Source organism: Candidatus Clostridium helianthi, from assembly GCF_045310795.1.
Classification (GTDB): domain Bacteria; phylum Bacillota; class Clostridia; order Clostridiales; family Clostridiaceae; genus Clostridium; species Clostridium helianthi.
Window position 1 is genome coordinate 111,661 of sequence record NZ_JBJIAB010000002.1, and the last position, 12,753, is coordinate 124,413.

Consider the following 12,753-nt stretch of genomic DNA (forward strand, 5'->3'; position numbering starts at 1 on the left):
TCTATCCCTCCATTTTTATTATGCATAACCATTCTAATCTGATGATTTCTATTTTTGTATCCAAGCACCATCATACCCCAGTCTATATCCGCCTACTGTTGTATTATATGCCATGGCACCATTGCTATTTAAGTAATAATACTTTCCATTTGAATCTTTAATCCATCCTGTTTGTATCTTACCTTGTGAGTCTAGATAATACCAAACTCCATCTACTAACTGCCATCCTGTTTTTCTAGCTCCATCACTTCCTAAGTAGTACCAGCTTCCGTTATAATTTAACCATCCAGTAGCCATATTTCCGTTATCAAGTAAGTAATAATTTCCTACCCAAGTATTCTTAACGAAATTTCCTGATGCATCATTATACTTCCATGATCCATTTACTTGCACCCATTTATTAGCATTAGTTTCTCCTCCAGTGGCATTACTTTGACTTTGTGTTGAAGTCACACTCCCCCTGATCACAGTCAAAGTGTAAACTCTTTCTTCACCACTATTTTCATTTTTAACGTCTACTTTAATTTTATTTTCGCCATCTTTTAGATTAACTGTTGTCTTATAATCATCATCATCAAATACTTCATCACCATTAACCTTAACTGTATAAAAATCTTTTTCTGGTTCGGCTTTAATTGTAACTTTATTTACATCACTAGGAACATTAGAACTATAATTTACTTGTGATTGTGATAATGAGAAAAGTCTGCCATCAATACTTAGTTTATCTAGATAAATACTATCCTGATGTTCTGGTTCCGCTGTATCTTGCGAGCTTGTACCATTTGATGAAGGGGTTCCTCTATTTATTACCAAAGTATATACTCTATCTTTATCACCATCTTCAAGCTCTATTTCAAACTCATTTGTGCCTTCATCTAAATCTACTTCCTTTTTATAGTTATCGGCACTTTGAACATTTTTATTATCAATAGTAACATCATAATCATCATCTTCTGGTGTTGCTTTAATTGTTACTCTTTTTACATCACTAGCAACATTATAAGTATACGTTAATTCAGATTTTGATAACTGGACCTTATTATTATTTACGCTGAGTCTTTCTAAATAGATATTATCCTTATCCTTATTTTGATTATAATTTGGGTTCTCTACTTTAATCCTATATGTACTTAAGACATTATAATCATCATTATCTTTGTATCTCATATCATCATCTGGTTCTTTGGCATATACCTTTATTGTAAGAGTCGTAGTTGCAGAATCATCTGATAAATCAACATCCTCCCCTACCTCTTTTCCTTTTGAAGAAGACGATGTTCCATTGAATACTCTAACATATTTTTCATCAGGACCATCAATTTTTATGCTTACAGTATCTGATGAAGTTTTTGCGTAATAAGTCTCTCCTCGTTCTACATCACTAGCATTTACTTTGCTGTCATAATCACTATCACTATATAGTTTTATGTTATTCCCATCTTCATCATTTAATTCCAGACGATCTAAATAATCATCATCGTTATCAGTTGCTGCATAAGCTTTTGTAGTCAATACATTTATATTTGTAGCAGGTGCTGCTGCTGAAATAATTCCAAGAGCTAATGCTATTGAAACTATTTTAATCATATTTTTCTTCATTTTATTTCCCCCGTTTCTACTTATATATTTAATTAGTAAATACATCCTTAATTAATTATATATCAGGATTAGCAATTAAAGTAGGCTTTTTGAGTTTTTTAGTAATATTACCATCAATATAAAATATTGTAAATACATTTGCAGCTTTTGAATATATTTATTTAAAGCAAAAGAAACGTCTATTAAATAAACGTTCTTTTGCTTTTTTAGTTATTATAATATTTATATTCTTAGTTAATCCAAGCTCCATCTGATCCTAACTTATATTTACCAATCATTGTATTATAAGCCATAGATCCATCGCTATTTAAATAATAATACTTTCCACTACCTAAATCTCTAACCCATCCAGTTTGCATTGCACCTTCTGAGTCTAGGTAGTACCATTTTCCACCTGCTTGTTGCCATCCTGTTTTTCTTGCTCCATCAGAACCTAGATAGTACCACTTTCCACTATAATTCAACCACCCAGTAGCCATATTTCCATCAGCTTGTACAAAGTAATTTTGAACCCATGTATTTTTCACTGTATTTCCTGTTGCATCTTTATATTGCCAGTTTCCGCCAACTTGTACCCATTTATTTGTAACAGTTGCTACAACATCAGTTGCATCACTTGGTGAACCCGAAGCTGTATTTGATGTACTTCCTGTAGTTGATGATGTGCCACCTCTGTTTATAATTAATGTATATACTCTTTCATCATCACCATCTTCAAGTTCAATTTTGATTTTATTTTCACCTTTATCCAAATCTACATCTGATTTGTACTTATCATCTTCATCTACACTGTCACCATCGATTGTAACGTCATAATCATCTTCTTCTGGAGTTGCTTTAATTGTTACTTCATCTGTATCGCTGCTTACATTATAAGTGTATTCAACTTTTGATTTTGATAAACTAATAGTTTGACCGTCTACACTAAGTCTATCTAGGTAGATATCATCGTAATCATCTGAACTATCCTCAGAATCTTCATCATCTGAACTGTCATCAGAATCAGCCGTACATTTAACCTTTATCTTATATTCACTTGAATAATCTTCATCTTCATATCTTATATCGTCATCTGGTTCTTCATCATATACTCTTACAGTAAGAGTAGTAGTTGAATCTCCATCTAAACTTATATCACTGCTTATTTTTTTACCTTTAGTTGAATCAGAAGTTCCCTTAAAAACTCTAACATATTTTGAACTTGGTCCGTCTATATCTATACTTATAGTATCTGATGAGGTCTTAGCATAATATGTCTCACCATCTTCTACGTCATCTGCATCAACTTTCTCATCACTGTCATAGCTACTACTTTCATAAAGCTTTATTTTGCTTCCACTTTCAGTAAGCAATTGTAAGCTGTCAAGTTCAGTTTCATCATTTGTGTCATCATCTGATGATGCATAAGCTTTTGTAGTTAAAAAATTTATATTTGTTGCAGGCGCTACTGCTGAGATAGTTCCTATTGCTAATGCAATTGCAACTATTTTCTTCAAATTTTTATTCATAATGTTCTCCCTCCACTTTAAGCACGCCAAATAAATAATAGGTATCCATACTGGTCTATTATTTTTTGATTGTGCTTTAATTACATATTATAATTATTTTACCACTTAATTCATTATTGTGCACTTGACACATCCAAGTTTACAATTTATTTAAAGAATTATTCTTATTCTAATGATCCATCAGTGCCTAATTTATACGCACCTATTACAGAATCTTTTATCATTTTACCTGTAGAATCTAAGTAATACCATTTCCCGTTTGAATCTTCAATCCATCCTGTCTCCATAGCTCCACTACCATCAAGATAGTACCAGTTTCCAGTTGAATCTTCTAACCATCCCATTTGCATGGCTCCACTTTTATTTAGATAATACCAATTTTTATTTGTATTTACCCATCCTGTCTGCATTTCACCGTTCTCGTTGAAATAATACCAGTTGTTATTATCACTAAACCATCCTGTGGTCCTAAAGCCATCTTGTCCTAAATAATAATTCTTTCCAGTATCCTTATCAAACCACCACTTATTTTTTAAAACTGAGCCTGTACCATCTACATATCTCCATTTTCCATCTACTCTTTGCCATGCATTAAGGCTGCCTTCTTGAGTTTGAATTGCAAAGTTTTGGCCGTTTGAAGAATCAGTTTTATTTGCTGATTTACCTCTATATACATTCAAAGTATAAGTTGTATCTTCATCCTCATGCTCAACATATATTGTTATAGTATTATTTCCTTTATCTAAATTAACTGTCTTTTCGAAATTATCATCTTTATATACTGAGTTTCCGTTAATTTCTATATAATCATCATCATCGTCTGGGTTAGCTCTAACAGTTAATTTATCAACATCTTCACCAACATTCACATCATAAGAAGTTTTATTTTTTGAAAAATCAACACTTCCATCACTTATGTTAATTCCATCTAAATAAGCATATTCTCTATCTTCTTCTGTTTCTGATGTACTACTTTCTTTTCTTGCATGAATAATGTAAGTCTTTTCACAATCACTTACATCTCCGTCATTATAAGCTTCCTTATATGCTTCCTCACTTTTATATGTTCTTAGATAGATATCTTTATAGCCTGAGCCAATGTTAACATCTTGTCCAACATCTTCACCTTTTTCAGATCTGCTTGATGAAGTGAACATCTTAACTACATATCCGCTTCCTTTTACTTCTGCAGCTATATTAAAGTCACTTATACCTTTAAGCTGTACATAATAGTCAGTATCGCTTGATAAATCTACTTCATCTCCAGAATAACTATCAAGTAATTTAATCTTGCTTCCGCTTCCCCAAGTCAAATCTAACGATTTTAATTCTCCATTACTAGCATCATTATATGTTGATGCATAAGCTTCAACGCTTCCTAATACAAAATTGTTACTTGGTGCAAAACCTGAGACAGCTGCAACCACAAGAGTCGCTGCAATTATATATTTAATTTTTTTATGCATAAACTTCCTCCTTACTTTTATTTATAAAATTAATCTATTTACCTTTACATAACTTACTTATTATATAAATAAACATTATGTAGTTATAATAACATAACTTAATTTAATTATAAATATAGAACTATAATCCTATACTATTCCAAGTATACTACATAGTTCTAAAAATTCTATTATATAAATATTAATTTTTTATAAATAATTAACTTATATATGTTGCAATTCAAAATGCACATTTCATAATTCCAGCTAGAATTATTGCAATATTTTTAGATTTCTAATGAAGAATTATTTTTGCAATATATATTAGTAATTGAAAACTTAATTTTATCTTTAGGTTAGATAATCATTTAATTCATAAAACAAGAACTCACTTATGAAAACAAAGCGAGTTCTTGTTTTATTATTAGTAACTTAATCTAAAAATTAAATTAATGTTTATACTATTTTTCTAAAGTATTAAAGCTCCACTATTATTGAATTTATACTCTTTTCCATTAATAGTTCTTGTTCCAGTTGCCATGCTACCATCTTCAGCTAAATAGTATTTTGAATTATAGTCAATCAACCATCCTTTTTGCATTGTTCCATCTGCATTAAAGAAGTACCAGGTATCACCATACAACAGCCAGCCTGTCCTCATTGAGCCATCTGGATTTAAATAATACCAATTATCAACTTTTTTAGTATCATTATCTCCTGACTTTGTTGATGCGTTAGTATTATTATTTTGATTATCTACTGTTTCTTTATACCAGCCTGTAATCATTGCTCCATCAGTCCCTAATAAATACCACTTTTCATTATCTTTTTGCCAGCCTGTAAGCATTGCTCCTTTACTATCTAGCAAGTACCATTTTTCATTATCTTTATGCCATCCTGTAACTCTTAGACCATCTTTATCTAAATAACAGTATACTTTTTGATCTTTATCATAAAGCCATGAGCTTTTTAATACTTTTCCATTTTCATCATAATACTTCCAACCATCATTGGTTTGAACCCATTGTGATTTTTTATCTGATGTATCCCCAGTATTATTGTCCTTGCTGTCGTCTGTTTCCTTCCCTCTATTTATAGTCAAAGTATAAGTTCTCTTTTTATCATTTAACTCATCTTCAACATTTACCTTTATGACATTTTTCCCTTTATCTAATGCTACTTTTTTTTCATAGTCATCACTTGATCTCACTTCATCTCCATCAATTGTAACTGAATAATCGCTATCTTCTGGCTCTGCACCTATAGTTATTTTACTTACAGACTCATCTAAATCAACGTTGTATGAGTTATCATCTTTAGAAAAGTCAATATCGCCTTCACTTAAAGTTATATGATCTAAATATATATCATCTTCGTTATCAGAATCGTCTCCTCTAGTAACATTTAATGTATATGTTCTTTGATTATCCTTACTATCTGTAACTTTTATTTTGATCTCATTTTTACCTTTATCTAAAGATACAGTTTCTTTATAATTATCGCTAGAATCTACTAAAGATCCATTTATTCTAACTCTGTCGCTATTACTCTCAGGGATTGCTTTAATCCACATACTATCAACATTTTCATCAACTTTTATATCATAGCTTGTTTTCCCTTTTAAGAAATCTATATTTCCTTTACTTAAATCAATCTTATCTAAATATATCGAATCTTGAGAATCATCCTCATAAGAGCTTTCCGTAGTTTTTCTTACATTTAGCGTATATTCTTCTTCACAATTTGATACATTATTCTTTACTTTATTAAATGCTGACTTAGACTTATAAGTTCTTATATATAAAGTTGTATCACCTTTTCCAAGTAAGATTTCATCTCCAGGATCATAAGCTGTAGCATTTTCTGCATCAGATGTAAAAATCTTAACTACATAATCATTATCTTTAGCCTCAGCCGTTATTTTGATTCCATCACTATCACCGGTAAGCTTTGTATAGTATTCTGTTTCATCACTTAATTTTACTGTATCCCCATTATATCCATCACGTAAATCAAGAGTTTCTCCATCTAAAGATTTTACCTTTAATGTTTTTAATTGTTCATCATCTGGAGAATATGAAGATGCATAAACAGGTTTTGCTCCTACAAAATATGTATTTAATGTCGTAGGTGAAATTGTTGAAATTGTATTGACAGCAACTGTAATCGCAATTATTCTTTTTATATTTTTATTCATAAAATTCCTCCCCATCCATTATAAAGTGAATTTTTTAAAAATAACAAAAAAAATCACTCAACATAATTTTACCATGTTTTTTATATAAAATCTAAATATTTCTAGCATTAATACGACTCTTTTTTCAGATAATAAGATATAACTAAGTTTTATTTACTTTAGTTATCGCAAAATTTTAGACATTATGTACTATAAATATATCTCAAAATTAATATGTGAGGAGTGATTACAATGAGCAAAGAAAGAACACCATATAGTCCTACTCCAGGAGATTATGACGTTGAGAAGTTATCTGGTACAAGGCCTGAATCTTCTAATAGGCAAGAAGGACGAGATAACATTGCACCAACTAGAAGTTTAGATGCCCTTTCAACTGACGGTCCTAATAAAAACATAACGAGTTCAACATCTTCTAAACCGCATCCAGTAACAGGACCTATTGCTATGAATCACGAAGATGCTTTTGAATATAAAAACCATAATATTTTGAGAAGTTAGGAGTGATTATTAATGAGTAAAGAAAAAGTGCCATCTAATGAGAATGAAAAATATTATTCTGGAGAAGAATTAACTGATTCACATCCATCAGACCCAAATGATTCTGAACTAAAAAAAATAAAAAGTATGTATCTTCCAGATTCGAAAGCTGACCATGCTCCAAGTGAAAAAAGCATTGAAGATGCTAATGGATTGGCGCATCCTGAACCAGTCGAACCCAAATCACTAATTTAAATAGCATGAATATAACTTTATCTATAGCAAGTTAACGTCTGTTCCAAATCTATATTTATATTGTAAATAATATTAAACAAAAGATAGGAGTGATTTTTATGAGTCAATCAAAAATTCCATTTAGTATAAACCCTGGCGATGATTATCCAATGGAAGAGTATAGTAAGGAAAGTTCACCAAAATCAAAGGCTTCTGATTCTGAAAATGTAGGAAAGACTACTGATTCAGGTGAAAGAAATGCTAAAAGTTTAAATAATGCAAATATATCTAGAACTAATCTAGATACAGAGCTTATTGATTTAAATGCTGATGGCGATTCTGATGAATCTAAATATAGCGATTTAATATAAATAATTTAAGATGAGATAGTTTAATGAGATTAGGAGTGATTCTATATGAGTAAAGGTAAATATCCATATGTTCCAACTCCAGAAGATGTTCCTGCTCCAGATTTAAGTTATATTTTTTCACCAGAATCAAAAAATTCTAGTAATAAAAATGATAACAAAAATGCTGATTCACATAAAAGAAATTCTTAAGCTTAAACAAAGATATTACACCATGAACTCAAATGTAAAATTTATTTAGTTTAAGATAAATTCCGATGAATTGGAGCTTTTAGAACATATATAATAAAAATAATTAAGTTAGGAGTGATTTTATATGAGTAAAGAAAAGAAAGTATCTCATACTTCTGATGTAAGAGATGATAGTAAAAAAGACTTTACTAATTCCTACTTGCCAAAAATGAGAACTAATTATCATCCAAGTAGAGATGATGTTGAAAGTGCAACTGGTGTGGATTTCCCTGTAAATATGCCTAATCCAGCGGTTGATCCTATTGTTGTAAATAATATAGCCAATCAAGAATTTGATTATACACAAGATATGCTTTCTCCTGATAACTATGAAATCGATGGAGATGATTAGTTTTAAATACTTATAACAAATCCAACAATAAGTACTGCAAAAAATTTAATATATTTTTGAATAAATTTCCCGCTGTTGGTAAGAATAATATTCGTACCCCATAATACTCAGGCACTAAAGTTTATCATTTTAATTTAGTGCTTATTTCCAAAAAGTCCACCATAAATTAAATTTTTATGGTGGACTTTCATGTTATATATATTGCAATTCACAATGCACATTTCACAATTACGGCTAATATTCTTGCAATGTTTTAAAAATTATGATGAAGAATTATTTTTCAAATATATATACCACTTAAAAAGTGAACGTATTTTAAAATGTTTAGACATTAAATAAAAATTTATTTTAAATCCTATGACCATTTAAACTATTTTAAATTGTCAAAAAGCCCTTACCTCTAACTTCAGATATATCAATAATTGTTATAAAAGCTCCTGGATCTATCTGATGCACAATGCTCTTTAGTTCAACCATTTGGTGTGAGCTTACAATACAGTAAAGCATTTTCTTTTTATCATGAGTATACTCACCTTCAGCAAACAAAGATGTAACTCCACGGTTAAGATCTTTTATTACATAATCAATAATTTCCTTTTCTTTTCTTGTTAGAATAAGAAGAAGTTTTTTACTGCTAAATCCTTTTAATACTCTGTCAAGAACTGTACTTTGAATGAACAAAGAAATAAGAGTATACAATGCTTGTGGAATACCAAATATTAATGCTCCTATAATAACTATTATCAAGTTTAGAGAAAATCCCAAACTTCCTATATTAAAATTCGAATATTTTTTTCTAATAAGCATGGTTATAATATCTGTTCCTCCTGTGGAACCATGTCTTAAAAATACCATTCCATAGCCAATACCACATAAAACCCCACCATATATACAAAAGATAAGTAAATCACCATTCATATCAATTAGGCGTGAAAGTGGTTTTGTTATAAGCAGAGAAGCTGAAAGACTAAGCATCCCTATTGTTGTATAAATCGTAAATGATCTATCGAGTTTTTTATAACTCAATACAAGTAGTGGTAAATTAATTATTAAGATTACTACTCCAGATGGAACTTTAAGAGTGTACTCTAAAATCAGTGCAATACCAGTGGCACCACCACTTAAAAGTTTTGCATGTACTAAAAATAGATTTACCCCTAACGATGCAATCATGCAGCCTAAAAATATGAAAAACACATCAACTATATTATGCTTCAACTTATAATATAAACTCATTTGTATACTCCTTGCAAAATGGTTATTTGGGTTTCATTTCATTTTTCAGATATTATTCTATATTCAATCTTTAGTATTTTCAACAGATTTTTTACAGTTTCTACAAAAAGTTTTTACTATTTATCAAGTAATTATTAATAATTTATGTGATATAGCAAATAAATATCAATATTACTACCAAAATAGTAACATGATATCTATTTACATTGAGAATTTATTAAATTTTAAACTTATCAACTTCCATTTCTAAACGCTCAGCTTTTTCTTTCAATTTTTCCACTTCCTGTGATACTTCTAAAATAGCTTCCGTTTGAGTTTGAATTGATGCCGTTACTTCCTCTGAGCATGCTGCTGTTTCTTCTGATATTGCTGCAATATTATTAATTGAATTAACCACTTGTTCATTTTTGTCATGCATTTCTTCAACAAAGCTTCCCATATAGTCTATTGCAGTTGTTATTGTGTCAGTCGCCTGTGTAATATTATTAAAGGCTTCATTCACTTCATTTACTGAAACGAATTGATCCATAGATACTTCTTTTACTTTTTTCATATCACTTACACTGCTTAATATATCTTGCTTTATATTTAAAATTATCTCTGCTATATTTTTAGTTGATACTGCTGAATTTTGTGATAATTTTTGAATCTCTGTTGCAACTACTGCAAAACCTTTGCCAGCTTCCCCTGCTCTTGCCGCTTCTATAGATGCATTTAGTGCAAGTAACTGAGTCTGCTCTGCAATCCCCTTTAAAACTCCAAGTATATTTTCTATATTCTTAGATTTATCACTTAAGCTTTCTATATTTCCTTGAGTTTTTTCTACAATGGAAATTGTTGTTTGTGCCTTTTCTTTTAAATCTTGAACCTTGTTAATTCCATTTGCAATTGCTTTAGATGAATTGATTGATTCATTAATCATTAGATTAGTCTTTTCCTCTAACTGATTAAATTCTCCCCTCATGTCTTCTCCAAGTCTTGCACTCTCTTCTGCTCCACTAGCTTGATTAGATGCTCCTTGCGCTATTTCTTGTGATGTAATATTTATATCCCTTGCCACATTAGTTGTTTCCTGAGACTTTTCAGCCAAAATTGCAGAACTCTCTTTCATATCATGAGTCAAATCTTTTGTTTTGATTAATAAAGCAGAAACCTTACTCATCATCTCATTGAAGCTTTCACCTAATAATTTAATTTCATTTTTCGCTCTAGTAGAAGATTTTACTGTAAAATCACCAGTTGATGCTATAGATAATAAGTTTGATATTTCTATTATAGGCATTGAAATTCTTTTCGATACATACATGATTACTGCAGCTGCTGCAAGTAATATTATTAAGCCTGCAATTAATGAAATTTTTGTTATTTTATTTATAATAGCTTTTGCACTGGATTCCTTTTGAACTGTTATGACTGACCAATTAAATGAATTCCCATCTAATTTTATGTTCGTATAAGATGCATAGTAATTTTGACCATTTTCTTTATACTTAAGGCTACCATCATTCCCAGCCATCAACTGAGCTATAATTTCTTTTAACCCATCCGACACTTCTATCGGTTCTTCCTTAGGATTTCCCTCTTTGACTCCAGTTGTTCTAGTTTGGTTTTTATAATTATATAATTCTTCAATCACTTCGGTATTAGGATGTGCAACAACAACACCCTCTCCATCTATTATGAAAGAATATCTTCCTGATGCTTCATCTGAATATTCACTTACTACTTCCTGCAATTTTTCTAAATTAATATCAGATCCCATTACTCCAACAAACTTGTTATCTTCAACCAAAGGAACAAATATTGAAGTTACTGGATTCTTAGAAGAAACTGAGTAATATGATTTTGATACAAACGATGATAAAGAACTTTTTGCTTGCGCAAACCACCATCTGTCTGATCTGTCAGCAAGATCCCCTGATGATCTCCCAGTCTGCATTCCTTTTTCATCCTGCATATACAATAATTCAAAATATGGATTTCTGTCTTTAGTTTCTTTAAGTACTTTTTCCTTTGTATCTTTACTTCCTTCTCTTACTTCTGAATTATATGCCAGATCTTCTGTCACTTTATATGCCGTATCCATAAAAGAAGAAACATTTTTTGATATAAGCTTAGATAACATTTCATTCTTACTATTTATTTCATTATCATAATATTTCGATAAAATAGTGCTTACACATAAAATAATTCCAAGAGTCAGTACAACGGATATTGATAACATTGTGATTAGGAGTTCGCTTTTTATGCTCTTTATTTTCACAGAGCTATTTTTATCTTTATTATTTGTTTGCTTGTCCATTGTCTTTTCATATTGTTTTCTAATCAATCCCATTTATTTTCTCCCCTTATCAATATTTCTTATAAAATAAGTAGTAGTTTTAGAATTATTTTTTACACTATAAAAATTATGTTTATTACAATAAATATACTTATTCTTTTACAAGTTATGCTTATTTTTCATGCATTATTGATAAATTATAACATATTACTAGCTATTATCAACATTTATAATGTTTTTTATATAATAAACTACATATTTAATAAAATTCTAAAGAAAAGTTAGTCTTAGACTTAATTTTATGAATAGATTTACTTAGACTAAGTAATATCAATTTCATGGTGGCACTCTTAACTTTTCATACTGCTTAGATCATTAAAATCGCTAGTTATATATATTGCAAAAATAATCCTTCATCATAATTCTAAAAATATTACAAGAACTTTAGCCGTAACTGTGAATTATGAAATATGTATTGTGAATTGCAACATATATGAATGGAAATCTCTATACTTTTATAAAAAAACAAAAAGCCGTATAAGATAATTATAAAATCATCTTATACAGCTTAAATTAATTTACTCTAAGTTTCTAACAATATTATATATACGACTTTTAAATTAAGTTTATATGATCATCAACTGAAAACTTAGCTTTAGTGGAAAACTAATTTCATGTGGTAGCTTACCGAAATCATAAATATTTTGTTCCGAAAAGCTATGAAAATATCGCTAAAGATTCTAAGTTGCAGGTTTCACCACTTTAGCGTGCTCCCACTTTCAGTGTGACAAGCTAAATCGGAACAACCTACAACTAATAGTC

General features: G+C 29.9%; 11 protein-coding genes. 5 read left to right on the forward strand and 6 right to left on the reverse strand.

Annotated features, from left to right (window positions below; genetic code table 11):
• Positions 1-48: 48 nt before the first annotated feature.
• The 4 genes from ACJDTP_RS02190 to ACJDTP_RS02205 all read right to left on the reverse strand — a co-directional run bounded on the left by ACJDTP_RS02190 (position 49) and on the right by ACJDTP_RS02205 (position 6,752).
• Positions 49-1,602, reverse strand: coding sequence for an N-acetylmuramoyl-L-alanine amidase family protein (locus ACJDTP_RS02190; protein ID WP_406760366.1), 1,554 nt, complete (start codon positions 1,600-1,602; stop codon positions 49-51).
• A 230-nt stretch (positions 1,603-1,832) separates the two neighbouring features.
• The gene (locus ACJDTP_RS02195; RefSeq protein ID WP_406760367.1) at positions 1,833-3,110 is read right to left on the reverse strand and encodes an N-acetylmuramoyl-L-alanine amidase family protein; all 1,278 of its coding nucleotides are present in this window, start codon (positions 3,108-3,110) and stop codon (positions 1,833-1,835) included.
• A 164-nt stretch (positions 3,111-3,274) separates the two neighbouring features.
• Positions 3,275-4,576, reverse strand: a complete 1,302-nt coding sequence (locus ACJDTP_RS02200) for an N-acetylmuramoyl-L-alanine amidase family protein (RefSeq protein ID WP_406760368.1) — start codon at positions 4,574-4,576, stop codon at positions 3,275-3,277.
• A 448-nt stretch (positions 4,577-5,024) separates the two neighbouring features.
• On the reverse strand, positions 5,025-6,752 hold the full coding sequence (locus tag ACJDTP_RS02205; RefSeq protein ID WP_406760369.1) for an N-acetylmuramoyl-L-alanine amidase family protein: 1,728 nt from the start codon (positions 6,750-6,752) through the stop codon (positions 5,025-5,027).
• A gap of 231 nt (positions 6,753-6,983) precedes the next feature.
• Between ACJDTP_RS02205 and ACJDTP_RS02210 the strand changes: the two genes are divergently transcribed.
• From ACJDTP_RS02210 to ACJDTP_RS02230, 5 genes are all read left to right on the forward strand, one after another.
• Positions 6,984-7,250 carry a hypothetical protein gene (locus ACJDTP_RS02210; protein ID WP_406760370.1) on the forward strand — a complete coding sequence of 89 codons (267 nt, stop codon included), beginning with the start codon at positions 6,984-6,986 and terminating at the stop codon, positions 7,248-7,250.
• Between the two features lie 12 nt (positions 7,251-7,262).
• Entirely contained in the window at positions 7,263-7,484 is a 222-nt protein-coding gene (locus tag ACJDTP_RS02215; protein ID WP_406760371.1) for a hypothetical protein, read from the forward strand.
• Positions 7,485-7,582: 98 nt separating this feature from the next.
• Positions 7,583-7,834 (forward strand): hypothetical protein, encoded by a 252-nt coding sequence (locus ACJDTP_RS02220; protein ID WP_077838296.1) that lies wholly within the window; start codon positions 7,583-7,585, stop codon positions 7,832-7,834.
• Positions 7,835-7,879: 45 nt separating this feature from the next.
• Entirely contained in the window at positions 7,880-8,023 is a 144-nt protein-coding gene (locus tag ACJDTP_RS02225) for a hypothetical protein (protein WP_173715054.1), read from the forward strand.
• A gap of 124 nt (positions 8,024-8,147) precedes the next feature.
• Complete coding sequence (locus ACJDTP_RS02230) at positions 8,148-8,414, forward strand: hypothetical protein (protein WP_077845128.1); 267 nt, start codon at positions 8,148-8,150, stop codon at positions 8,412-8,414.
• 375 nt (positions 8,415-8,789) lie between these two features.
• On the opposite strand, the gene ACJDTP_RS02235 is transcribed toward ACJDTP_RS02230, so the two are convergent.
• A complete protein-coding gene (locus ACJDTP_RS02235) occupies positions 8,790-9,650 on the reverse strand; it encodes a YitT family protein (protein ID WP_012060924.1) in 861 nt (286 codons plus the stop codon).
• Positions 9,651-9,867: 217 nt separating this feature from the next.
• Positions 9,868-11,985: a methyl-accepting chemotaxis protein gene (locus ACJDTP_RS02240; RefSeq protein WP_406760372.1), complete on the reverse strand. Its 2,118-nt coding sequence runs from the start codon at positions 11,983-11,985 to the stop codon at positions 9,868-9,870.
• Positions 11,986-12,753: the final 768 nt, after the last annotated feature.